This is a genomic window from Caldicellulosiruptor acetigenus (genome assembly GCF_026914305.1).
GTDB classification, from domain to species: domain Bacteria; phylum Bacillota; class Thermoanaerobacteria; order Caldicellulosiruptorales; family Caldicellulosiruptoraceae; genus Caldicellulosiruptor; species Caldicellulosiruptor acetigenus.
Window position 1 is genome coordinate 1,338,678 of record NZ_CP113866.1, and the last position, 23,365, is coordinate 1,362,042.

Annotated in this window: 22 protein-coding genes; 19 read left to right on the top strand and 3 right to left on the bottom strand. The window is 37.0% G+C overall.

What is annotated here, in order from left to right; translation table 11 throughout:
- The first annotated feature begins 6 nt into the window (after nucleotides 1-6).
- From OTK01_RS06630 to OTK01_RS06645, 4 genes are read left to right on the top strand one after another with little or no spacing between them, the layout of a single operon-like run.
- Nucleotides 7-243, top strand: coding sequence for a PRC-barrel domain-containing protein (locus OTK01_RS06630; RefSeq protein WP_029227647.1), 237 nt, complete (start codon nucleotides 7-9; stop codon nucleotides 241-243).
- On the top strand, nucleotides 240-827 hold the full coding sequence (locus OTK01_RS06635) for a hypothetical protein (protein WP_013432683.1): 588 nt from the start codon (nucleotides 240-242) through the stop codon (nucleotides 825-827). The genes OTK01_RS06630 and OTK01_RS06635 overlap by 4 nt, the downstream gene beginning before the upstream one ends.
- Nucleotides 824-1,312, top strand: a complete 489-nt coding sequence (locus OTK01_RS06640; RefSeq protein ID WP_013432682.1) for an Lrp/AsnC family transcriptional regulator — start codon at nucleotides 824-826, stop codon at nucleotides 1,310-1,312. The genes OTK01_RS06635 and OTK01_RS06640 overlap by 4 nt, the downstream gene beginning before the upstream one ends.
- A complete protein-coding gene (locus OTK01_RS06645) occupies nucleotides 1,309-2,532 on the top strand; it encodes an aminotransferase class I/II-fold pyridoxal phosphate-dependent enzyme (RefSeq protein ID WP_014042267.1) in 1,224 nt (407 codons plus the stop codon). The genes OTK01_RS06640 and OTK01_RS06645 overlap by 4 nt, the downstream gene beginning before the upstream one ends.
- On the opposite strand, the gene OTK01_RS06650 is transcribed toward OTK01_RS06645, so the two are convergent.
- On the bottom strand, nucleotides 2,474-3,355 hold the full coding sequence (locus tag OTK01_RS06650) for an RluA family pseudouridine synthase (protein ID WP_029227646.1): 882 nt from the start codon (nucleotides 3,353-3,355) through the stop codon (nucleotides 2,474-2,476). The two genes, OTK01_RS06645 and OTK01_RS06650, sit on opposite strands and share 59 nt — an antisense overlap.
- Before the next feature lie 121 nt (nucleotides 3,356-3,476).
- Here OTK01_RS06650 and era point away from each other — a divergent pair, with 121 nt between their 5' ends.
- The 13 genes from era (at nucleotide 3,477) to OTK01_RS06715 (ending at nucleotide 19,338) form a co-directional block, all read left to right on the top strand.
- Nucleotides 3,477-4,379 (top strand): GTPase Era, encoded by a 903-nt coding sequence (era, locus tag OTK01_RS06655; protein WP_013432679.1) that lies wholly within the window; start codon nucleotides 3,477-3,479, stop codon nucleotides 4,377-4,379.
- A gap of 7 nt (nucleotides 4,380-4,386) precedes the next feature.
- On the top strand, nucleotides 4,387-5,121 hold the full coding sequence (gene recO / locus OTK01_RS06660) for a DNA repair protein RecO (protein ID WP_013432678.1): 735 nt from the start codon (nucleotides 4,387-4,389) through the stop codon (nucleotides 5,119-5,121).
- Nucleotides 5,122-5,182: 61 nt separating this feature from the next.
- The gene (locus OTK01_RS06665; protein WP_156844438.1) at nucleotides 5,183-6,478 is read left to right on the top strand and encodes a glycine--tRNA ligase; all 1,296 of its coding nucleotides are present in this window, start codon (nucleotides 5,183-5,185) and stop codon (nucleotides 6,476-6,478) included.
- A gap of 112 nt (nucleotides 6,479-6,590) precedes the next feature.
- Nucleotides 6,591-9,242 carry a pyruvate, phosphate dikinase gene (gene ppdK / locus OTK01_RS06670; RefSeq protein WP_029227644.1) on the top strand — a complete coding sequence of 884 codons (2,652 nt, stop codon included), beginning with the start codon at nucleotides 6,591-6,593 and terminating at the stop codon, nucleotides 9,240-9,242.
- 156 nt (nucleotides 9,243-9,398) lie between these two features.
- Nucleotides 9,399-10,421 carry a sugar-binding transcriptional regulator gene (locus OTK01_RS06675; RefSeq protein WP_029227643.1) on the top strand — a complete coding sequence of 341 codons (1,023 nt, stop codon included), beginning with the start codon at nucleotides 9,399-9,401 and terminating at the stop codon, nucleotides 10,419-10,421.
- Between the two features lie 80 nt (nucleotides 10,422-10,501).
- A complete protein-coding gene (gap, locus tag OTK01_RS06680) occupies nucleotides 10,502-11,515 on the top strand; it encodes a type I glyceraldehyde-3-phosphate dehydrogenase (RefSeq protein ID WP_013403223.1) in 1,014 nt (337 codons plus the stop codon).
- Between the two features lie 110 nt (nucleotides 11,516-11,625).
- On the top strand, nucleotides 11,626-13,578 hold the full coding sequence (gene tpiA, locus OTK01_RS06685) for a triose-phosphate isomerase (RefSeq protein ID WP_029227642.1): 1,953 nt from the start codon (nucleotides 11,626-11,628) through the stop codon (nucleotides 13,576-13,578).
- 24 nt (nucleotides 13,579-13,602) lie between these two features.
- Nucleotides 13,603-15,141 carry a 2,3-bisphosphoglycerate-independent phosphoglycerate mutase gene (gpmI, locus tag OTK01_RS06690; protein ID WP_029227641.1) on the top strand — a complete coding sequence of 513 codons (1,539 nt, stop codon included), beginning with the start codon at nucleotides 13,603-13,605 and terminating at the stop codon, nucleotides 15,139-15,141.
- Nucleotides 15,142-15,188: 47 nt separating this feature from the next.
- The gene (eno, locus tag OTK01_RS06695; RefSeq protein WP_029227640.1) at nucleotides 15,189-16,493 is read left to right on the top strand and encodes a phosphopyruvate hydratase; all 1,305 of its coding nucleotides are present in this window, start codon (nucleotides 15,189-15,191) and stop codon (nucleotides 16,491-16,493) included.
- Between the two features lie 173 nt (nucleotides 16,494-16,666).
- A complete protein-coding gene (uxaC, locus tag OTK01_RS06700) occupies nucleotides 16,667-18,061 on the top strand; it encodes a glucuronate isomerase (RefSeq protein WP_029227639.1) in 1,395 nt (464 codons plus the stop codon).
- A gap of 213 nt (nucleotides 18,062-18,274) precedes the next feature.
- Nucleotides 18,275-18,523 (top strand): DUF6364 family protein, encoded by a 249-nt coding sequence (locus OTK01_RS06705; RefSeq protein ID WP_013432670.1) that lies wholly within the window; start codon nucleotides 18,275-18,277, stop codon nucleotides 18,521-18,523.
- Nucleotides 18,510-18,953 carry a PIN domain-containing protein gene (locus OTK01_RS06710; RefSeq protein ID WP_029227638.1) on the top strand — a complete coding sequence of 148 codons (444 nt, stop codon included), beginning with the start codon at nucleotides 18,510-18,512 and terminating at the stop codon, nucleotides 18,951-18,953. The genes OTK01_RS06705 and OTK01_RS06710 overlap by 14 nt, the downstream gene beginning before the upstream one ends.
- A 55-nt stretch (nucleotides 18,954-19,008) precedes the next feature.
- Nucleotides 19,009-19,338 (top strand): LysM peptidoglycan-binding domain-containing protein, encoded by a 330-nt coding sequence (locus tag OTK01_RS06715; protein ID WP_029227637.1) that lies wholly within the window; start codon nucleotides 19,009-19,011, stop codon nucleotides 19,336-19,338.
- Between the two features lie 17 nt (nucleotides 19,339-19,355).
- Here OTK01_RS06715 and xerA read toward each other — a convergent pair whose 3' ends face one another.
- Together xerA and OTK01_RS06725 are read right to left on the bottom strand one after the other, a co-directional pair.
- Nucleotides 19,356-20,339, bottom strand: coding sequence for a site-specific tyrosine recombinase/integron integrase (xerA, locus tag OTK01_RS06720; protein ID WP_029227636.1), 984 nt, complete (start codon nucleotides 20,337-20,339; stop codon nucleotides 19,356-19,358).
- Between the two features lie 124 nt (nucleotides 20,340-20,463).
- Nucleotides 20,464-21,009, bottom strand: coding sequence for a pyruvate kinase alpha/beta domain-containing protein (locus OTK01_RS06725; protein WP_029227635.1), 546 nt, complete (start codon nucleotides 21,007-21,009; stop codon nucleotides 20,464-20,466).
- Between the two features lie 180 nt (nucleotides 21,010-21,189).
- Between OTK01_RS06725 and OTK01_RS06730 the strand changes: the two genes are divergently transcribed.
- Both OTK01_RS06730 and OTK01_RS06735 read left to right on the top strand, forming a co-directional pair.
- On the top strand, nucleotides 21,190-22,362 hold the full coding sequence (locus OTK01_RS06730; protein ID WP_029227634.1) for an ABC transporter substrate-binding protein: 1,173 nt from the start codon (nucleotides 21,190-21,192) through the stop codon (nucleotides 22,360-22,362).
- Between the two features lie 118 nt (nucleotides 22,363-22,480).
- On the top strand, nucleotides 22,481-23,365 hold the full coding sequence (locus OTK01_RS06735; protein WP_029227633.1) for a branched-chain amino acid ABC transporter permease: 885 nt from the start codon (nucleotides 22,481-22,483) through the stop codon (nucleotides 23,363-23,365).

Below are 23,365 nucleotides of genomic sequence, written 5' to 3' on the forward strand. Positions count from 1 at the left end.
AAAAATATGCTTTTGAGCGAAATAAAAAATTCAAAACCTATTGTGTCTCAGCAGTCAGGTAGAATTTTAGGAAGTTCTGATTCGTTAGAACTTGTTATTGACAATGAAGGAAATATAGTTAGCATTGAACTTAAAAAGAAACGAGGGTTTAGGTGGGAGACCGAAGTAATCCCATGGAATGATATTATTGTGATAGGTGAGGATGTAATAATTGCAAATATAAAAGAGGGTGAACATGAATGATTCTTCCAACTTCTTTTTTTGGTTTTTCAAAGCCTCAGGTGAGAAGTTATATTGAAAATCTTACCCAGAGCTTTGAAAATTTGATTTCTAAGCTTGATAGGGAAAGAGAACTTTTGACTTTAGAAAACGAAAGACTTGCAAAGGAGATAGAGAAGCTTAAAAAGAATTTGTCTAATTTACATATCAAGGATATTGAATATTATAAAGCTTTCATTGAGGATTTTTTTGTAAGCGAATGGGAAGAATACTATTCAAAAAAAGCACAAGAAGTTCAGATAGAATATTCAAAAACTTTAGATGAGCTTGAAAAGATTAAAGAAAGTATAATTCAGCATATTCAATATCTTGAAAAATACAAAGAAGAAATCTTAAAAAGACTCTGCACTTTGGTTGATGAGATAGAAAAGTTTTTGAGCGATGATGAAAGTTTGCCCGCTAAAAAACTCCAAAGAGACTTTTATGTAGACGATGTGTTAGTACTTCCTGCAGGAATTGTTATAAACCATGAGGTAATTGAAAGTATGAGGGAGAAAGGCTTTTTGATTGAATTTTTAAAACATCTTGCAAAGGAGGAAGAAGAATGAACATAGAAGTAAAGGTTTTAGAGATTTTAGAACAAAATCCAAAACTCTCTGCTCAAGAGATTGCAGTAATGCTTGGCGAAGATAAGGAAAACATTGAAGAGGTTATAAAAAAGCTTGAGGAAGATAAGGTAATTGTAAAGTATCATACAATTATAAACTGGGAAAAAACAGAAAAAGAAGTGGTTGAAGCAATTGTTGAGGTGAAAGTAACTCCCCAGCGAGGGTTTGGTTATGATGCCATTGCTAAAAGAATTTACAAGTTTCCTGAAGTAAAAGCTGTATATTTGCTTTCGGGAGATTATGACCTGCACGTTGTTGTAGAGGGCAAGAGCATGAAAGATATTGCTCAGTTTGTTGGCTCTAAACTTGCACCGCTTGAATATGTCCTTTCAACAGCAACCCACTTTATAATGAAAAAGTACAAAGATGCAGGAGTAATACTTGAAGATGGTGAAAAGGACGACAGGGAGGTTATAACACCGTGAGTAATTTAGAAAAGTACATTTCAAAGAGCGTTCAAAGCGTTCCACCCTCAGGTATTAGGAAATTTTTTGATATTGTATCTGAGATGAAAGATGCTCTATCGCTTGGAGTTGGTGAACCTGATTTTGTAACTCCATGGAACATCCGCGAAATGGGAATATATTCTATTGAAGAAGGACACACCCACTATACATCAAACTTCGGACTTTTGGAGCTGAGAAAAGAGATTAGCAGGTATTTGAAAGAAAGATTCGACCTGGACTATCCAAATTACAGGGAGCAGATTTTGGTAACTGTTGGGGCAAGCGAAGCAATCGATATTGCTTTAAGAAGCATAGTAAATCCTGGTGATGAGGTCTTGATTCCTGAACCTTGTTTTGTCTCATACAAACCATGTGTAATTTTTGCAGGTGGTGTACCGGTTGAGATTGAAACAAGACCAGAAAACGACTTTAAGCTTAGAGCAGAGGATATTTTACCCAAAATATCTTCCAAAACTAAGGCTATTATTTTATCTTATCCCAACAATCCAACAGGTGCTATTATGACAAGAGAGGATTTAAAAGAGATTGTTGATATATTGAAAGATAGGGACATCATAGTAATATCTGACGAAATATATGCTGAGCTTACATATGAAGGAAGCCATGTTTCAATTGCTAATTTCCCTGAAATGAAAGAAAAGACCATTGTTATAAACGGTTTTTCAAAAGCATTTGCTATGACAGGTTGGAGACTCGGATTTGTTGCTGCAGAGGAGGTTTTTATCAAAGCGATGGCCAAAGTGCATCAGTACATCATAATGAGTGCTCCGACCTTTTCCCAGTATGCTGCTATTGAAGCGCTTAAGAATGGGCTTTCAGAAGTTGAAAAGATGAGAGAAGAGTATAACAGAAGAAGACGCTATATGGTGAGCAGATTTAACAAGATGGGACTTGAATGTTTTGAACCAAAAGGAGCGTTTTATGTTTTTCCATCCATAAAGGCCACCGGTCTTCCTTCTGAGGAGTTTGCAGAAAGGCTTTTGTACGAACAGAAAGTAGCAGTTGTGCCAGGCACTGCATTTGGGAGGTCAGGAGAAGGATTTATAAGATGTTCGTATGCCTATTCGATTGAAACCATAAAACAAGCTTTGGACAGGATAGAAAAGTTTGTTTCAAACCTCAAAACTCAAGGTGTCTTCCAGCAAACTCGTGAAAATAATGTGGTAGTGGAGAAGTAATGTAATAAACTTTATTGTCAATTAGTTTGAAAGTAAATCTTATCGAATAAGCGTGAAGAAGCAAAGGAGTATTTTGTGTTCTTTCTTTACCGTAAATACAGTCTCCCACAATCGGATGGCCAATTGACGATAAGTGAACTCTTAGCTGATGTGTTCTGCCTGTTATTGGCTTTAATTTTAGTAGTGAGAAGTTTTCAAAAGAATCAATGACTTCATAGTATGTGGAAGCAAAACTGCCATCTTGATGAATTTCTCTTTTGATGCCATCATCTGAGCGTTTAATGGGTTTTTCAATAAGCCCACTTTTTTTTGCCAATCTGCCGTGAACTATTGCAATATATGTCTTTTCAACTTGTCTTTTTTCAAACTCGTGTGAGACGATGCTGTGAAAGTAAGAGTTTTTAGCAAATACAACTATTCCTGAGGTATCTTTATCTAACCTGTTTATTATGTGTGAAGCAAGGTTTTTAGAATTTAAATAATACTCAACATAGTTTGCGATGGTATCAAAATAATGCCCTTTAGAGGGATGTGAAGGAAGGCCGGAAGGTTTGTTTACAAATAAAAAGAAGTTGTCCTCATACAATATATCGATGTTACCCTCAACAGGAGCTATATTTGATTTGGAAGATATCAAATCAACTTCAATTACAGCATTTTCTTGTGGATATTGATGCACAGAATAGATTGGGGGAATAAATCTTATTTGACCGTGCACCTTTAACCTGCTCATCAGTGTTGAAGATAAAAAGAGTCTTTTTTGCAATATCTGTTTATATGACATCTTCAAATCTTCTTTTTTAACCACATATATTAGCTTCATATTGTTTTTTCATCCTTCCTGTTAAAATTTTTTAACATATGATATGATAATTTATTGAGGGTATCAATAGCTACCACTTTTAAAACAATTATATCACAATACAATAGAGGTGATATGCTCTATGGCATTCAAATCTGGATTTGTTGCGTTAATTGGTCGTCCTAATGTTGGTAAATCTACTCTTATGAACTACCTTGTTGGTAAAAAGATCTCTATTATTTCGCCCAAACCACAGACAACCAGAAACAGTATAAAAGGCATCCTCACTTTAGAAGATGCTCAGATTATATTTATAGACACTCCAGGTGTTCATCCTCCAAAGAACAAGCTGGGTGAGTATATGGTAAAGGTGTCTGAAAAGACTTTAAAAGAAGTGGATTTGATTTTGTATATTGTAGAAGCAATCGATAATGGAATTGGACCATGGGATGAGGCGATAATAGAAAAGCTAAAGGAAGTGGAGACACCAAAGATTCTGGTTTTGAACAAATCTGACCTTGCTTCAAAAGAGAATATAGAGATACTGAAAAGCATTTTCTCCACAAAACTGAATTTTGAATCTATAGTTGACATAGCTGCAATTAACGGGTACAATTGCGACCTGCTTCTTAGCAAAATAAAGGAGCTGCTTCCAGAAGGGCCAAAGTATTATCTTGACGATATGACAACTGATGTGAGAGAAAGTTTTATTGTAGCAGAGATTATAAGAGAAAAGATTTTGCTCAATCTTTCTGAAGAAGTGCCGCACGGGGTTGGAATTGCGATTGAGAGGTTTGCTGAAAGAGAAAACAAGGATATACTGGATATTGAAGCCACCATCTATTGTGAAAAAGATTCACACAAAGCAATAATTATTGGTAAAGGTGGGCAGATGCTCAAAAAAATTGGAATGCAAGCGCGACAAGAGCTTGAGATGATATTTGGAATAAAAGTAAATCTTCAGCTTTGGGTAAAAGTTAAGAAAAACTGGAGAGACGACATCTCTGCCATGAAAATGCTCGGTTATAACCTTAAAGAGGTCTGAGGAATAGATGAAATTAATAAAAACTAAAGGAATTGTGCTAAAAGAGACAAACTTTGAAGAGTCGAGTAAGATTTTGACTGTGCTCACAAGCGACTTTGGGAAAATTCAAGTTTTATCGAAAAATTGTAGAAGGCTTTTAAGTGTTTTGTCTGCTGTATCTCAGCCGCTTATGTTCTGTGAGTTTGTTATAAGAAAAACAAAAGATATTTACTCAATTTCTTCAGCATCTGTGATTGAATCATTTTTTGAACTATCTCAAGATGTAAATCTTGCAATTTATTCGGGATATCTTATTGAACTTGTTGACAGTTTCTTGGAATTTGAACAAAAAAATGAGGATGTTTTAAGGCTTCTTTTAAACTCTCTTTATCTTCTGAAAAAAGGAAAAGACCCTGAAGTGGTCAGCAGGATATTTGAAATAAAAATTTTAGTATATACAGGCTTTTTCCCTCAGTTTACCCAGTGTGTAAAGTGTCAGAGAAAGGACATTACAAGAGCGTTCTTTTCTTTCAAAAACGGTGGTCTTACTTGCGAAGCTTGCAAAGAAGATAATGATATAGAGATCGAGATTGAAGTTGTAAAGCGTATTTTAATTGTTGCAGCAACCAATTTGAAAAAGCTCAACAAGATTTCGTTTGACAGCTCTTTAAACAGCAAGATAAAGACCATAACGCTACCATATATTAAAATGGTGCTGCAAAAAGATATCAAAATTCTTGATTTTTTTAGGTTTATACAATAAAATAAATTCGACTCTTGATAAAAATAATAAATTTGAAGGTGGTAAGAGCAATATGGTGACAATGGATGAAATAGTTGCCCTTTGCAAACGTCGTGGATTTATATTTCAATCAAGCGAGATATACGGTGGACTCAATAGCTGCTGGGACTATGGTCCTCTTGGTGTAGAGATGAAAAATAACATAAAAAGACTGTGGTGGAAAGCAAACGTCCAGCTCAGAGACGATGTTGTGGGGCTTGACTCAAGCATTTTGATGAATCCAAAGGTTTGGGAAGCAAGCGGACACTTGAGCAATTTTGCCGACCCTATGGCTGACTGCAAGGTGTGCAAAAAAAGATGGAGAGTGGACCAGCTTCAAGAGTACAAATGCCCTGAGTGCGGCGGTGAACTTACCGAGGCAAGAATGTTCAACCTTATGTTCAAAACATTTATGGGCCCTGTTGAAGATGAGTCGGCCGTTGTGTATTTGAGACCTGAAACAGCACAAGGTATTTTTGTAAACTTTATTAATGTTCAGCAGACAATGAGAAAGAAGCTTCCTTTTGGAATTGCTCAGATTGGCAAGTCGTTCAGAAACGAGATTACACCTGGCAACTTTATTTTCAGGACAAGAGAGTTTGAACAGATGGAAATAGAGTATTTTGTAAAGCCAGGGACTGATGAGCAGTGGCACAAACACTGGATTGAGCAAAGGATAAACTGGTATTACAAATTAGGAATAAAGAAGGAAAATCTAAGAATTCGCGAACATGGCAAGGACGAGCTTGCACACTATGCAAAAGCATGTGTGGACATTGAATATTTATTCCCGATGGGATGGTCAGAGCTTGAAGGTATTGCGAACAGGACAGACTTTGACCTAACACAACATCAAAAATACAGCGGCGAAAACTTAACATATTTTGACGATGAGACAAAACAAAGGTATATTCCATATGTAATTGAGCCATCTGCAGGCGTGGACAGGTCTTTACTTGCATTTTTAATTGATGCATATGAATACCAGCAGATTGATAAAGATGACTTCAGAGTGGTACTTCACCTTCACCCTGCGATTGCACCTGTAAAAGCTGCTGTGTTCCCGCTTATGAAAAAAGAAGAGCTTGTAAAAAAAGCAAAGGAAATTTACAATGAGCTTAAATACAAGTGGATTGTTCAATACGATGAGAGTGGTAGCATAGGTAAAAGATATAGGCGACAAGATGAGATTGGAACACCATTTGGAATCACAGTAGATTATCAGACTTTAGAAGATGAAACTGTTACAATAAGAGATAGAGACACCATGGAGCAAGTGAGGGTGCATATAAAAGAAATAATTCCTTACCTTGAAGAAAGAATTGAGGTAAAGTTTTAAACAAAATATATTCTCAAACTGCAAAAATATGCTATAATATTTTATGTTGTAACATGCCAAGTTTCCCCTTTATATATTTTCCCAAATAAATTTCACATAGGAGGGATTTTAATTGAGCAAAAAGAAATATGTCTACATGTTCTATGAAGGCAACAAAGACATGAGAGAACTTCTCGGTGGAAAAGGTGCGAATCTTGCTGAGATGACAAATCTTGGACTTCCTGTTCCTCCTGGATTTACTGTCACAACAGAGGCTTGTACAAGATACTATGAAGAAGGCGAAAAGATAGCAGATGAGATTGTAGAAGAGATCTTTGAAAAACTTGCCGAACTTGAGAAGATCACGGGAAAGAAATTCGGTGATCCAAGCAACCCACTTCTTGTTTCTGTTCGAAGCGGTGCAAGAGTTTCAATGCCAGGTATGATGGATACAATCCTCAACCTTGGTATCAATGATGAAGTTGTTAAAGGCTTAGCAGAACTTACAAACAATGAGAGGTTTGCATACGACTCATACAGAAGATTCATTCAGATGTTCTCTGACGTTGTTATGGGCATTGAAAAGAACAAGTTTGAAAAGATACTTGATGAAGTCAAAGAAAAGTATGGTGCGAAATACGACACAGATTTGACAGCTGAGCATTTAAAAGAGGTTGTTGTAAGGTACAAAGAGCTTTACAAAGCTGAAAAAGGTGAAGATTTCCCACAAGACCCCAAAGTTCAACTCTTGGAAGCGGTAAAAGCAGTTTTCAGGTCGTGGAACAACCCAAGAGCTATTGTATACAGAAGACTTAACGAGATTCCACACGATTGGGGAACAGCTGTAAACGTTCAGATGATGGCATATGGTAACATGGGCAACGACTCTGGTACAGGCGTTGCATTTACAAGAAATCCTGCAACAGGTGAAAAAGAGCTTTATGGTGAGTTCTTGATGAACGCACAGGGTGAAGACGTTGTTGCAGGTATCAGAACACCACAGCCAATCTCTGCTTTGAAAGAAACAATGCCAGAAGTATACCAGCAGCTTGCTGACATTGCAAAGAAGCTTGAAACATATTACAAAGACATGCAGGATATGGAGTTTACAATTGAAAGAGGCAAACTCTATATGCTTCAGACAAGAAATGGTAAGAGAACTGCACAGGCAGCGCTCAAGATTGCAGTTGATATGGTAGAAGAAGGTCTTATTACAAAAGAAGAAGCAATGTTAAAAGTTGACCCCAAACAGCTTGATACACTACTTCACCCAACATTTGAGCCAGATGCGCTCAAAGCTGCAAAACCAATTGCAAAGGGTCTTCCTGCATCACCTGGTGCTGCAACAGGTAAGATTTATTTCACAGCTGAAGAAGCAAAAGCTGCTGTTGAAAGAGGAGAAAAGAAGGTTATTCTTGTTAGAACAGAGACATCTCCAGAAGACATTGAAGGTATGGTTGCAGCTCAGGGTATTTTGACATCAAGAGGCGGTATGACATCACACGCTGCAGTTGTTGCAAGAGGTATGGGTAAATGCTGTGTTGCAGGATGTGGCGACATTACTATAAACGAAGAAGAGAAGTATTTCACAACACCTGATGGAAAAGTTTATCGTGAAGGGGATTGGATTTCACTTGACGGTTCAACAGGATACGTATATGCTGGTGAGCTTCCAACAAAAGAACCAGAACTGACAGGCTATTTTGCAACATTCATGCAATGGGCTGACGAGATAAGAAGACTTAAAGTTAGAGCAAACGCAGATACACCAAGAGATGCTGCACAGGCAAGGAAGTTTGGTGCAGAGGGTATTGGTCTTTGCAGAACAGAGCACATGTTCTTTGAAGAAGATAGAATTCCTGCAATGAGAGAGATGATTGTTGCAAGAACAGAAGAGCAGAGAAGAAAAGCTCTTGAGAAGCTCCTACCAATGCAAAGAGGAGACTTTGAAGCACTGTTCAGAGAAATGAAAGGTTACCCTGTTACAATAAGACTTTTAGACCCACCACTCCATGAATTCTTGCCAAAAGAAGATGATGCTATAAGAGAACTTGCAAAAGAAATGGGCATTACCTTTGAAGAACTCAAGGCAATTGTTCAGAGCTTGCACGAGCTCAACCCGATGCTTGGCCACAGAGGTTGCCGTTTGGCTGTAACATATCCTGAAATTGCTGAGATGCAGACAAGGGCTATTATCGAGGCAGCAATCAATGTAAAGAATGAAGGTATTGATGTTGTTCCTGAGATAATGGTTCCTCTTGTTGGTGAACTCAAAGAGCTCAAATACATTAAAGATATCATTGTAAAGACAGCTGAAAAGGTTATGGAAGAAAAAGGTGTTAAGATTGAATACAAAGTTGGAACAATGATTGAGGTACCACGTGCTGCACTTACTGCTGATGAGATTGCAAAAGAAGCTGAGTTCTTCTCATTTGGTACAAATGACTTAACGCAGATGACATTTGGTTTCTCCAGAGACGACATTGGCAAGTTCTTAAATGACTACTTTGAAAAGAAGATATTCGAAACAGACCCATTTGCAAGACTTGACGAAAAAGGTGTTGGCAAACTCATTAAGATGGCTGCAGAACTTGGAAGATCAACAAGACCAGACATCAAACTTGGTATCTGTGGTGAGCATGGCGGCGACCCATCCAGCATAGAATTCTGCCACAACGTAGGACTTGACTATGTATCATGTTCACCGTTCAGAGTGCCAATTGCAAGACTTGCTGCAGCACAAGCTCAAGTAAAATCAAAAATGAAAGCATTTATTGACAAATAATATTTCTGCAAAGAAGAGCAGAGGAGGGCGAAAAATGCCTTCCTCTGCTTTTTTTGTATGTATACACTTGAATGGAAATAAAAAAATGGTATAATATAATTGGGACTAAAAAGAAAGTTATATGGATAAAATTGTCCCGCTGGAGAATGAGAGAGTATGGAAAGTTACTTTGAATATATAAAGAAAATTGCTCCTGAGATAGTTGAAATTGTTGAAAAAAGATACGAAATTCTCAAAAATATTAGCTATTATCAACCAATTGGTCGAAGAATCCTTGCAGAAAAGCTTAATCTCACTGAAAGAATTGTCAGAAATGAAATAGACATATTGAGAAATTTAGGGCTCATAAATGTAACTGAAAGTGGAACTATTTTAACAAATGAAGGCAAAGATATTCTTGAAAAACTTTCTAACATAGTATATGATATAAAGGGATTAGAAGATATAAAGGCAAAGGTAAAAGAGATTTTAAAAGCAAAGGATGTATATATTGTCCCAGGAGATGCTGATTTAAATCCTTACGTGCTAAAAGAGATTGGAATTTTGGCAAGCAAGGTTATCCTTTCATTGATAGAAGATGTAAAGATAATTGCAGTGACAGGTGGGCAAACAGTAAAAGAGGTTGTTGACAATTTTCCAGCATGCTCTTTTAAAGATATATTGGTTGTTCCAGCAAGAGGCGGGATAGGTCAGGAAGTAGAAAAGCAAGCAAATACACTTGCAGCAAATTTAGCAAAAAAGATAAACGGTAGTTATAAGCTTCTTCATCTGCCTGACACAATGGATGAAGAGGTTTACAATCTTTTGATTAAAAAAGAAGAGATACAAGAGGTTCTAAACGATATTAACAGTGCAGATATGCTTGTGTTTGGAATAGGAAATGCAATTGAAATGGCAAAGAGAAGGAAATTAAGCCAGGATATGATAGAAAAGCTTAAAGAAGTTGGAGCAATTGGTGAAATATTTGGGTATTATTTTGACAAAGCTGGCAGGATTGTGTATTCAACCACTACAATAGGTATAAAACTTGAGAAAATTAAAAACATTAAATATATGATAGGAGTTGCAGGAGGTTCACACAAAGCAGAAGCGATTTTATCGCTTGGAGAGATAAAAAACAATACCATATTTGTTATTGACGAAGGGATAGCTAAAAAGATTATGAGTTTAGAAAAGTAAAGATAAAGGCAAAAACACTGCAAGAGCAGATAGCTTTTGCAGTGTGAAAATAAAAAATAACGAAGGGATGGTAGGTAGAGATGGCTGTTAAGATTGGTATTAATGGTTTTGGAAGAATTGGTAGAAATGCTTTCAAAGCAATTTTGGCAAAATATCCAAATGAGTTTGAGGTTGTCGCAGTAAACGACTTGACAGATCCAAAGACATTAGCACATCTTTTAAAGTATGACTCCTGTTATGGTATCTTCAATGGTACAGTGGACTATACAGACACATCAATAATTGTCAATGGTAAAGAGATAAAGGTATTGGCTGAAAAAGATCCAGCAAACCTGCCATGGAAAGATTTAGGTGTTGAGGTTGTAATTGAGTCAACAGGTAGATTTACAAAGAAACAGGATGCTGAAAAGCACATTCAAGCAGGTGCAAAGAAGGTAATCATCACAGCTCCGGCAACAGATGAAGACATCACAATTGTTATGGGCGTAAACGAGGAGATGTACGACCCTGCTAAGCACCATGTAATTTCAAATGCATCCTGTACAACAAACTGTTTAGCACCAGTAACAAAGGTTATTGATAAGCATTTCAAGGTAAAAAGAGGTCTTATGACAACAGTACACTCATATACAAATGACCAGCAGATTTTGGATCTTCCACACAAGGATTTAAGAAGAGCAAGAGCAGCAGCGCTTTCTATTATCCCAACAACAACTGGTGCAGCAAAGGCAGTAGCGCTTGTTCTTCCACACCTCAAAGGAAAACTCAATGGTTTTGCGCTCAGAGTTCCAACACCAACTGTTTCTGTTACAGACGTTGTATTTGAGGTTGAAAAGCCAACAACAAAAGAAGAAGTAAACAGCGTTTTGAAAGCTGCTGCAGAAGGCGAATTAAAGGGTATTTTGGGATACAGCGAAGAGCCACTTGTTTCTGTTGACTACAAGGGCGACCCAAGGTCTTCAATAGTTGATGCTCTCTCAACAATGGTTATCGAAGATACACTTGTAAAGGTTGTTGCATGGTACGACAACGAGTGGGGTTATTCCAACAGAGTTGCAGACCTTTTGAACTATATTGTAAACAAGGGACTGTAATTTTAAACTAAAAAATAGCTATTAAGACTGGTCCGGGAAAGATTGTATGACAGCAAATATCTTCCGGACCAGTCTTGATTTGAAAAATATATTTTGGGGTGATTGGAACAATGCCTAAGCTCAACAAAAAGACCATAAGAGATATAGATGTTGCTGGTAAGAGAGTTCTTGTGAGGGTTGATTTTAACGTTCCACAAGATGAAAATGGTAATATCACTGACGATAGAAGAATAAGAGAAGCTCTTCCTACAATAAAGTATCTAATTGACCACAACGCAAAGGTAATATTGGTATCCCATTTAGGAAGACCGAAGGGCAAATTTGACCCGAAATACTCAATGGCCCCTGTTGCAAAAAGACTTTCTGAGCTTCTTGGCAAAGAAGTTGTTCTTGCAAAAGACGTTATAGGCGAGGATGCGAAAAAGTGTGTTGAGCAGATGAAAGAAGGAGATGTAGTTCTTCTTGAAAATGTGAGATTCCACAAAGAGGAAGAAGAAAACGACAGAGAATTTGCAAAAGCTTTAGCATCGCTTGCAGACATTTATGTCAATGACGCGTTTGGTACAGCTCACAGAGCACATGCATCAACAGCAGGTGTTGCAGAGTTCTTGCCTGCAGTTGCTGGATTTTTGATGGAAAAAGAAATAGAGATGCTTGGCAATGCTCTTGCAAATCCGCAAAGACCTTTTGTTGCAATCTTGGGTGGCGCAAAAGTTTCTGACAAGATTGGGGTTATTACAAATCTTCTTGAGAAGGTTGATAGTCTCTTAATTGGCGGTGCAATGGCTTATACCTTCTTGAAAGCAAAAGGATATAAAATCGGGAAGTCAAAATGCGAAGATGATAAGCTTGATGTTGCAAGAGAGATAATGAAAAAGGCAGAGGAAAAAGGAGTAAACCTTCTGCTGCCTGTTGGAAGCATAGTAGCAAAAGAGTTTAAGAATGATACAGAGTTTATGTACGTACCATCAGATGCAATGCCAGACGATATGATGGGTATGGATATAGGAAATACCACAATTGAGCTTTTCTCAAAAGAGATAAAGAAGGCAAAGACAATTGTTTGGAACGGACCAATGGGCGTATTTGAATTTCCAAACTTTGCAAAGGGAACAGAAGCTATTGCAAGAGCTGTTGCTGAGGCTGTTGAAGAAAATGGCGCAATTGCAATTATCGGTGGAGGAGATTCAGCTGCTGCTGTTGAAAAACTGGGGTTTGCTGATAAGATGACACATATTTCAACAGGTGGCGGTGCTTCATTAGAGTTCTTGGAAGGCAAAGTTTTACCAGGTATTGCATGTCTTCTTGATAAAAACCCAAGAAAAAAGATAATCGCAGCAAACTGGAAGATGAACAAGACTCCACAAGAAGCAAAAGAGTTTGTTGAGGAGCTGAAAAAATATATTGATGATGTTCAGGCAGAAGTAGTTATCTGTGCTCCATCAATTCTTGTTCCTTATGTTAAAGAAGCAATAGAAGGAACAAATATAAAACTTGGAACACAAAACATGTTCTATGAAGAAAAAGGTGCATATACAGGTGAGATCTCAGGTCCAATGTTAAAGGAAGTTGGAGTTGAGTATGTGGTAATTGGTCACTCTGAAAGAAGGCAGTACTTTGGTGAAACTGATGAGATTGTGAACAAGAAAGTGTTAGCAGCGCTCAAGTTCGGTATCAAGCCTATTGTATGTGTTGGTGAGACTTTAAAACAAAGAGAGTATGGTATTACTGATGAGCTTGTAAGACTTCAGGTCAAGATTGCACTAAATGGTGTTTCAAAAGAAGATGTTGAAAAGGTTGTCATTGCATATGAGCCTATCTGGGCAATAGGTACAGGTAAGAATGCAACCCCTGAAGAGGCAAATAGAGTAATTGGGGTTATCAGAAATGTAATTGCAGAGATGTACGATGAAGATACTGCGCAAAAGGTTAGAATTCAGTATGGCGGTAGTGTAAACTCTGCAAATTCAGCAGACATTTTCAATATGCCAGAGATTGATGGAGGCTTAGTTGGCGGTGCAAGCCTTAATGCTCAGGAATTTGCAAAGATATTACACTACTAATTATGGCAAGTAAAGGGGAATAAGATGATGAAAAAACCTGTTGTTCTTATCATCATGGATGGTTGGGGTTACAACCCAAAGCAAGAGGGGAACGCTGTTGCTTTGGGTAAGACCCCCAACCTTGACTATTACGAAAAGAATTACCCATATACCTTGATTGGTAGCAGTGGCATGGACGTTGGTCTTCCTGAAGGTCAGATGGGAAATTCTGAGGTAGGTCATCTTAATTTGGGTGCTGGGAGAATTGTGTATCAGGAGTTTACAAGGATAACAAAGTCAATTAAAGACGGTGACTTTTTTGAAAAAGAAGAGTTTTTGATGGCAATAGAAAATTGCAAAAAATATAACTCTTCTCTTCATCTGATGGGGCTTTTATCAGATGGTGGTGTGCATAGTCACAACACTCACCTTTATGCTCTTTTGGAGCTTGCAAAGAAGCACAATCTTGAAAAAGTATATGTTCATTGCTTTTTAGATGGGCGAGATGTTCCACCTTCGAGTGCAAAAATCTACATTGAAGAGCTTGAACAGAAGATGAAAGAAATTGGTTGTGGCAAGATTGCAACAGTAATGGGTAGATACTATGCAATGGACAGAGACAAAAGATGGGAAAGAGTAGAAAAGGCTTACAATGCTATGGTATTCGGTGAAGGAGAGTATGCAAATTCTGCATTGGAAGCTGTTGAAAAGTCATATGAGAAAGGTAATACCGATGAGTTTGTAATTCCAACTGTCGTGCTTGAGAATGGCAAGCCCACCGCAATCATAAATGAACATGACAGCATAATATTTTTCAACTTTAGACCTGATAGAGCAAGACAAATCACAAGGGCATTTTGTGATGTTGAGTTTGATGGTTTTGAAAGGAAAAAAGGATATTTTAAAGTGTTCTTTGTATGCATGACCCAGTATGATGTGACAATAAAGAACTGTTATGTTGCTTTCAAACCAGAGAACTTAACAAACACTTTGGGAGAATACCTCAGCAAGTTAGGGTTAAAACAACTTCGAATTGCTGAGACAGAAAAGTACGCTCATGTCACCTTCTTCTTCAACGGCGGTGTGGAAGTACCAAATGTCGGAGAAGACAGGGTTTTGGTACCATCACCGAAGGTTGCAACATATGACCTTAAACCTGAGATGAGTGCATATGAGGTAACGGAAGCTTTGCTTGAGAGGATAGAAAGAGATGAATATGATGTAATAATCTGCAACTATGCAAATGGTGACATGGTAGGGCACACAGGCATTTTAGAGGCTGCTATAAAGGCTGTTGAGGCTGTTGACGAGTGCATAGGAAAAGTTGTGGAGAAAGTGTTGCAAAAGGGCGGCGTTGCAATAATAACTGCTGACCATGGCAACTGTGAACAGATGATTGATTATGAGACAGGCGAGCCTCATACAGCTCATACAACAAATAAGGTACCTTTGTATCTTGTTGGGTATGGCAATGTTAAATTGAGAGATGACGGAATTTTAGCAGACATTGCTCCGACAATCTTAGACATCTTAGGGTTAGAAAAGCCTTCAGAGATGAAAGGAAGTTCGCTTATTATAAAATAAAATCATATAGATATTGCCAAAAAATGTTTAGAAGGAGGAATAAACAAATGAAGGTTGACATTTCTATTACAGCTGTAAAAGCAAGAGAGATTCTTGATTCAAGAGGGAACCCAACTGTTGAGGTAGAAGTTGTTGTAAATGATGAATTTGTAGGAAGAGCTGCTGTTCCATCGGGCGCGTCAACAGGTATATTTGAGGCTGTTGAGCTCAGAGATGGTGATAAAAAGAGATATATGGGCAAAGGTGTTCTCAAGGCAGTTGAGAATGTTAATGAAGTTATTGCACCAGAGATTATTGGAATGAATGCTCTTAACCAAGTTGAGATTGATAAACTTATGATTGAGCTTGATGGAACAGAGAACAAGAGCAAGCTTGGTGCAAACGCAATTTTGGGTGTATCTTTGGCAGTTGCTAAGGCAGCAGCAAACGCACTTGGCCTTCCACTGTATCAATACATTGGTGGTGTCAACGCAAAATATTTGCCTGTTCCGATGATGAACATTTTAAACGGTGGTAAGCACGCTGACAACTCTGTTGACTTGCAAGAGTTTATGATTATGCCTGTTGGTGCAAAATCTTTTAGCGAAGCATTAAGAATGTGTGCTGAAACATTCCATCACTTAAGAAATGTATTGAAGGCAAGAGGATACAACACAACAGTTGGTGATGAAGGTGGATTTGCACCAAACTTGAAGTCTAACGAGGAACCATTAGAAGTGATTGTTGAAGCAATTGAAAAAGCTGGTTATACTCCTGGTAAGGACATTGCAATTGCGCTTGACCCTGCAACATCAGAACTTTACAACGAAGAGGACGGGAAATATCACTTTGAAAGAGAAGGTAAAGTAAGAACAAAAGAAGAAATGGTAGAGTTCTGGGTGAAGCTTGTTGAGAAATACCCCATTGTATCAATTGAAGACGGTGTTGCAGAAGAGGACTGGGAAGGCTGGAAGATGCTCACTGAAGCACTTGGTAACAAAATTCAGCTTGTTGGTGATGATTTGTTTGTTACAAATACAAAGAGGCTTGCAAAGGGAATTGAGCTTGGTGTTGCAAACTCAATATTAATTAAGCTCAACCAGATAGGAACTCTTACAGAAACTTTAGAAGCAATTGAGATGGCAAACAGAGCAGGTTACACTGCGGTTGTATCCCACAGATCAGGTGAGACAGAAGATACAACAATTGCTGACCTTGTTGTTGCAGTAAATGCTGGTCAGATAAAGACAGGTGCACCGTCAAGAACAGACAGGGTAGCAAAATACAATCAGCTCTTGAGAATCGAAGAAGAGCTTGGCAGCATTGCCATTTATCCTGGAATGAATGCATTCTTTAACTTGAAGAAAAAATAACTCCACAAAAGTCCAAAGATAAGTTTTTGGATTCACAATGGAATAAAGGGAGAGGGAAAGTGTTGAACTTTCCCTCTTTTCATTTTATAATATATTCAAACAGATTTTGTTGTGAATTTTGTTTGAATCTTTTAGAAATTATGTTGAAACAAGTTTCAAGGAGGTTTGGAAAAATGAAAAGATTTATGGATGAGGATTTTCTCTTGAGTAACCAGACTGCTAAAGAGCTGTACGAAAAGTACGCAAAGAATATGCCAATAATTGACTTTCACTGTCATTTAAACCCAAAGGAAATTTATGAAAATAAGAGGTTTAAAAACATAACAGAGCTTTGGCTTGGAGGGGACCATTACAAGTGGAGGCTTATGAGAGCAAATGGCATTGAAGAAAAGTATATAACAGGTAGCGCAGATGACTATGAAAAGTTCTTGGCATGGGCAAAGACCATTCCAATGGCAATAGGAAACCCAATTTATCATTGGACACACTTAGAACTCAAAAGATACTTTGGAATAGATGATATATTAAATGAAAAATCTGCACCTATTATTTGGGAAAAGACAAATAAAGTTCTCAAAGAGCTTGGTGCAAAGAATATAATTTTAAAGTCCAATGTAGAAGTAATCTGCACAACAGACGACCCTGTTGATACCCTTGAGTATCATTTAAAGCTGAAAGATGATAAAGACTTCAATGTCAAAGTTTATCCTACTTTCAGACCTGACAAAGGTGTGAACATCGAAAGAGAAACCTTCATCCCGTGGGTAAAAAAGCTTGCAGAGGTATGTGGAAAAAAGATAGAAAGCTATGATGAGTTTTTAGATGCTCTAAAGTCAAGAGCTGAGTTTTTCCACTCTGTGGGGTGTCGTGCTTCTGACCATGCTATTGACGATATGGTTTTTGCCGATGCATCTTTTGATGAAGTAGCTAATATTTTCAAAAAAGCTTTAGCTGGTGAGAAACTTATTGAAACTGAAGTTGCGAAATATAAAACGTATACATTGAGGTTCTTAGGAAAAGTTTATTCAAGTCTTGGCTGGGCAATGCAGCTTCATATAAATGCTCTGAGAAACAACAACACGCGAATGTTCAATATTTTGGGTCCTGACACAGGATATGATTCAATAAACGACAATCATGTAGCCTTTGCACTTGTTAAATTCCTTGATTCATTAGAGAAAGAAAATTCTTTGCCAAAGACAATTCTGTATTCTTTAAATCCAAAAGACAACTATGTTCTTGCAACAATTATGGGGTCTTTCCAGGGCGGTGGAATTCCTGGGAAGATGCAACTTGGTGCAGCTTGGTGGTTCAACGATAGCAAAGATGGCAACCTTCAGCAGATGAAAGACCTTGCAAATCTTGGACTTTTGAGCCGATTTGTTGGAATGGTAACAGATTCTCGAAGCTTTTTGTCATATGCAAGACACGAATATTTTAGAAGACTTCTTTGCAATTTGATTGGCGAGTGGGTAGAAAACGGCGAGTACCCTTATGATTTGGAGACACTTGGTAGAATAGTTCAAGGTGTCTGTTATTATAATGCAAAGGAATATTTTGGGTTTTAAAAGATGGACAAGAAAACATGCGGGGTGGGATTGTATGTTCCACCCTTATTTTTATTACTTCAATATTCTATTACATAAGTTGTGATTAGTTAATAATACACCACTACAGCACTTATTGCTTTTCTAAAATAATATCATCTTCTGTTATTGTTAAAGTTAATATTGAATTTCACGTAAATATGTGATACACTATTTTACGTGGAGGTGAATAGTATGCGTAAATATCAGAATATTACTCTGTCTCTTCCTAAGGAACTTATTCAAAAGGTAAAACATATTGCTGTTGAAAGGAATACATCTATTTCTGCGCTGCTCACAAGCTTGTTAGAAGAACTTGTAGATAGAGAAGAATCATATCAAAAAGTCTATTTACAACATCTTAAACTTTTAGAAGAAGGATTTGACCTTGGAACAGGTGGAACAATCACGTGGAGGAGAGAAGATTTATATGAAAGAAAGTAACTATCAATTTGTTGACACAAATATTTTGGTGTATGCTTATGATAAATCTGCAGGGGAAAAACACGTAGTAGCAAAACAAATTGTGAAGAAACTTTGGAAAGAAAGAAATGGTGCACTGAGCACTCAAGTTCTTCAAGAATTTTTTGTTGTTGTTACAAAAAAGGTTAAACATCCTTTAGATATTGACTGCGCTTTTCAAATCATATCAGACTTAAGTTTATGGAAGATAGTTACAATTGAAGTAAAAGATATTTTAGAAGCTATTAAGCTTTCACAAAGATATAAGATATCTTTTTGGGATGCTTTGATACTTTGTAGCGCTATAAATTTGGGATGTTCGGTGGTGTGGAGTGAAGATTTAAATTCTGGTCAGTATTTTGGGAAAATAAAAGTAGTAAATCCTTTTTTGTCTTCACCTCTTGACATATAAACATTTGTTTGATATTCTTTATATAGAACATTTTATCGGAGAGAATGAATATTTTATGAGAACAAAAGTTGTTATAAGAAATAAGTTTCGTTTTGGCATTGCATTGCTTCTTTTAATGATATTTGTTGTAATGGCTTTGATGATTTCGATTGGAGAAGGGAAGGGCATTGATAAAGAAAAGAATATAAATTGGATATGTGTGAGAGTAAAAGAGGGAGATTCGCTGTGGACAATTTCAAAGGACTTTGTTGATGAAACTGTAGACATTCGCGATTACATCTCTTTTATCCGAAAAGTAAATAGATTAGAAAGTGCAGTGGTTTACCCTGGACAAGTATTGAAATTTGTGGATGTGAAGACATACAAACTTTTGTGCAAAGAATAAAACCCCCTTGTCAGGAGCTATGCTAAAGTGTCTTGATTTTCTCCTGAGAGGGGGTTTTTTTCAAAGGCTTTTTTGATGTCATCGTCATTTACATGAGTATAAATCTCTGTTGTGGAGATACTTTGATGACCTAAGATAGTCTGAAGAGACCTTATATCAACTTTGCCATGCCTGTACATCAATGTGGCTGCTGTATGGCGAAGCTTATGTGCAGAAATCTTTTTCTGATTTATACCTGCCATTTTCACATACTTTTCGACAATGTATTGAACAGTTCTTCTGCTAATCCTTTTCTTTCTTTCACTCAAAAAAAGAGCATCTTTGTCTTTTACACCTTCTGTAGGGCGGACTTTCAAATAGTTCTCAATAGCATCTTTACAGGCTTTGTTTAAATATATTATTCTTTCTTTATTGCCTTTACCAACAATCCTCAGCATATCATCTTTTATATCCGAAAGGTTTATATTCACAAGCTCTGAAAGACGCAATCCGCAGTTTAGAAAAAGAGTAATTATTGCAAAATCCCTTTCTTTATTCTCGCCATCAATTGCAGAAAGCAATTTCTTGCTTTCATCAAGGGAAAGATAACGAGGGTTTCTTTTACCAAGTTTTGGCGATTCTAAGTCTTTTGCGGGGTTATCGGGAATGAGTTTAGCTTTGCTGTAAAGGTATTTAAAAAAACTTCTGATTGATGCAACTTTTCGGGCTCTTGCATATGGACCGTTGTTAAAACGCGTAGCAAGAAAAGAAAAATATTCATATAGATTGCTAAGAGTTAAGGTTTTGAGCTTTTCAATTTCAAAATTGCTCACATCAATGTTTTCAAGATCTTCAATCTTTTCGATTTGGCTGAGCATATTCAAATCTTTTGCTTTTAGATATCTTAAAAAGGTTCTCAAGTCATAATAATATTCTTTGATTGTATTTGGAGACTTATTTTTGATTGTAATCATATAATTCAAAAAATCTGCAACATAAGACGGAATATCAGAAAAGTTCATTTTCTCATTCCCTTCATTGCACAAAATTTTTATTTTGTGCAATTATATTTTCCTAAAATCTATTATACTTCTCTTCTTTTTATCATGTCAACCTTTTTTCTGTCTCACAACCCTATGCGGCTTCTTAAAATTCATAGGGTTTGCAAATTATTTCTTTAATCTTTGTCTCAAATATAGAAGCTGCATGTGAAGGTCTTATAATTACAGCAGTATCAGCACCTTCAGATGTTCCACCAATTGCAATGACATCCTCACCATATGGTATCAGTCCTGCATCTAAGGCCATAACAGAAATCTCCACTGCAACCTTTACGCCTTGCCCGAGCATTCTAAGTGTATGTGCCATGATTTCAACTGGATATACTCCGCCAAACTTTCTTGATATTCCTCTTTCCGCACCTGACAAAACATGTGTGCCTGTATAGACCTTAAACCCCATTGCTTTGAGCTCTTCAATAGTTTCCTGGCTTATTTCCATCTTTCCAGGTTCAGAAAAACCATTTACATGAGTTACAACCACAACATCTTTCCCACAATCTTTTAGAAGTTTAGCTGTACTTCCGCTGCATGAAGCTACCACAATATGGTTAATATTTCTTTCGTTAGCAGTTTTTATCGCAAGCTCAACTGTCTTCAAAGTATTATGAGGACCTGCCGACTTAAAGTACATATTGCTCACTCCCTGCCCTATGGTTTTCCTTCAGTATATTAATTTTACAACGTGGAAATGATGATGTCCACAGCGGCAGAAAAACAATTTGAATACTTGTATTCAATCTAAAGATATTTTATACTATAAACTATAAAGACAAACTACATACAAAAATTTTCAAAAGGAGAGTGAACTTTAGTGAAAAGAGTTGTTTCAGTTATCCTCTTGTTAGTATTTGCGCTTTCAATATTTACTGTATCATTTGCTTCTTCTAAAAATGTTATAAAGATAGGTGTGGACTTAGAACTTTCACAGGCAGTTGCTCAGTATGGGCAAAAAGAACTCGAAGGTATTAAACTTGCAATTGAGGAAATCAACCAGAAAGGTGGAATTGCCGGCAAGAAGATTGAACTTGTAGTTATTGACAACAAATCTGACAAAACTGAAGCTCAAAATGTTGCAACAAAACTTGCTGTAAGGGAAAATGTCCTTGCTATTTTAGGCCCTGCAACTTCAGGTGCCACAAAGTCAGCTGCAGTTGCTGCAACAAAGTACAAGGTTCCAATCATCTCACCTTCCGCAACAGATGATACTGTTACAGTTGACGAAAGAACTGGCAAAACAAAGACATATGTTTTCAGAACATGTTTTAACGACTCATTCCAGGGAAATGTAATGGCAAACTTTGCATTGAAAACTCTGAAAGCTAAAAAGGCAGCTATAATTTATGATGCAACATCGGATTATAGTAAAGGTCTTTTGAAAAATTTCAAGAATACATTTGAAAAAGGCGGCGGAAAAGTTATTGCTCAAGAGGCGTTTGGCAAGGGTGAACAAGATTTTAGCAGTATACTTACAAAGATAAGAGACAAAAAACCAGATGTGTTATTTGCCCCTGTTTATTATGATGAAGCAGGACTTATCATAAAACAAGCTCGTGAACTTGGAATGAATATTCCTATACTTGGTGCAGATGGTTTTGATGATCCGAAAGTTGTTGAAAAGGCTGGCAAAAAGAATGCTAACAATGTATTTTTCTCTGCTCATTACTCTTCCCAAGATACAGATGCGAAGGTTCAAGAGTTTATAAAGAAGTTTAAGGCAAAATACAATCAAGAACCAAATGCATTTGCTGCTCTTGGTTATGACCTTGGATACTTTATTGCAGACGCTCTCAAAAGAGCTAATTTGAAGTTTGACAGTATAGCAAAAGATAGAGAAAGATTGAGAGCGGCAATCGAAAATACAAAGAACTTTGTTGGCGTTACAGGAGTTGTGAGCATAAACAAATATCACAATGCTGAAAAATCTGCTGTAATCATAGAGCTTAAAGATGGTGTACAAAAATTCAAACAAAAACTTAATCCATAAGACTAATTCAAACTAAGAATTGGAAGGGGCAATTGTACTGGAATGGCCCCTTCCCTTATATTGTTTGCCATTTGTTTTTATAAATGATTTTAAGGTTTTGAAAGAGGTGAAAAGAACGTTGTCTACTTTCATACAGCAACTAATAAATGGTATAACTCTTGGAAGTGTTTATGCTCTTATAAGTCTTGGTTATACAATGGTGTATGGAATAATAAAACTTATAAACTTTGCTCATGGTGATATTTTTATGGTTGGCGCATATATTGCGTATCTGAGTGTTACATATTTGAAACTGGGTTTAATACCTTCTTTGATCGTTTCTATGACGTTTTGCAGCGTTTTAGGGATGCTTATTGAGAAGTTTGCCTACAAGCCTTTGAGAAACTCACCACGAATCTCAGCATTAATAACAGCAATTGGCGTTTCATTACTTTTGGAAAACCTGATGCAAATCATAATGGGAGCTGATTCAAGAGTTTTCCCAAGACTTGTTGATGAAAAAAATTATCATTTGCTCCAAGGTAGAATAGTGGTAAACAACAAACAGATATACCTTCTAATTATTACAATACTTTTGATGATAATCCTAAACTTTGTTGTCAAAAAGACAAAAATAGGAAAAGCCATGAGAGCGGTATCTCAAGATATGGATGCAGCAAGATTGATGGGTATAAACGTTGACACTACAATTTCATATACATTTGCTATAGGTTCTGCTCTTGCTGCAGCAGCTGGTGTTTTAGTTGGACTTTACTATAACACTATAAACCCTCTTATGGGTGTTTTGCCTGGACTCAAAGCTTTTATAGCCGCTGTGTTTGGTGGAATTGGTATCATTCCTGGTGCGATGCTTGGTGGATTTTCCCTCGGTATCATTGAAACACTTGTAAGTGGATACGGCAGTTCTATGTACAAGGATGCGGTTGCATTCGCTCTTTTGATATTGATTTTGATTATAAAACCCTCTGGCCTGCTCGGAAAAAATATAAAAGAGAAGGTGTAG

Bases quoted from the DNA above. Each gene is read 5' to 3' on its own strand.
- OTK01_RS06630 (WP_029227647.1), top strand. From the start codon at position 7: ATGCTTTTGAGCGAAATAAAAAATTCAAAACCTATTGTGTCTCAGCAG.
- OTK01_RS06635 (WP_013432683.1), top strand. From the start codon at position 240: ATGATTCTTCCAACTTCTTTTTTTGGTTTTTCAAAGCCTCAGGTGAGA.
- OTK01_RS06640 (WP_013432682.1), top strand. From the start codon at position 824: ATGAACATAGAAGTAAAGGTTTTAGAGATTTTAGAACAAAATCCAAAA.
- OTK01_RS06650 (WP_029227646.1), bottom strand. From the start codon at position 3,355: ATGAAGCTAATATATGTGGTTAAAAAAGAAGATTTGAAGATGTCATAT.
- era (WP_013432679.1), top strand. From the start codon at position 3,477: ATGGCATTCAAATCTGGATTTGTTGCGTTAATTGGTCGTCCTAATGTT.
- recO (WP_013432678.1), top strand. From the start codon at position 4,387: ATGAAATTAATAAAAACTAAAGGAATTGTGCTAAAAGAGACAAACTTT.
- OTK01_RS06665 (WP_156844438.1), top strand. From the start codon at position 5,183: ATGGATGAAATAGTTGCCCTTTGCAAACGTCGTGGATTTATATTTCAA.
- OTK01_RS06675 (WP_029227643.1), top strand. From the start codon at position 9,399: ATGGAAAGTTACTTTGAATATATAAAGAAAATTGCTCCTGAGATAGTT.
- gap (WP_013403223.1), top strand. From the start codon at position 10,502: ATGGCTGTTAAGATTGGTATTAATGGTTTTGGAAGAATTGGTAGAAAT.
- tpiA (WP_029227642.1), top strand. From the start codon at position 11,626: ATGCCTAAGCTCAACAAAAAGACCATAAGAGATATAGATGTTGCTGGT.
- gpmI (WP_029227641.1), top strand. From the start codon at position 13,603: ATGATGAAAAAACCTGTTGTTCTTATCATCATGGATGGTTGGGGTTAC.
- eno (WP_029227640.1), top strand. From the start codon at position 15,189: ATGAAGGTTGACATTTCTATTACAGCTGTAAAAGCAAGAGAGATTCTT.
- uxaC (WP_029227639.1), top strand. From the start codon at position 16,667: ATGAAAAGATTTATGGATGAGGATTTTCTCTTGAGTAACCAGACTGCT.
- OTK01_RS06705 (WP_013432670.1), top strand. From the start codon at position 18,275: ATGCGTAAATATCAGAATATTACTCTGTCTCTTCCTAAGGAACTTATT.
- OTK01_RS06710 (WP_029227638.1), top strand. From the start codon at position 18,510: ATGAAAGAAAGTAACTATCAATTTGTTGACACAAATATTTTGGTGTAT.
- OTK01_RS06715 (WP_029227637.1), top strand. From the start codon at position 19,009: ATGAGAACAAAAGTTGTTATAAGAAATAAGTTTCGTTTTGGCATTGCA.
- xerA (WP_029227636.1), bottom strand. From the start codon at position 20,339: ATGAACTTTTCTGATATTCCGTCTTATGTTGCAGATTTTTTGAATTAT.
- OTK01_RS06725 (WP_029227635.1), bottom strand. From the start codon at position 21,009: ATGTACTTTAAGTCGGCAGGTCCTCATAATACTTTGAAGACAGTTGAG.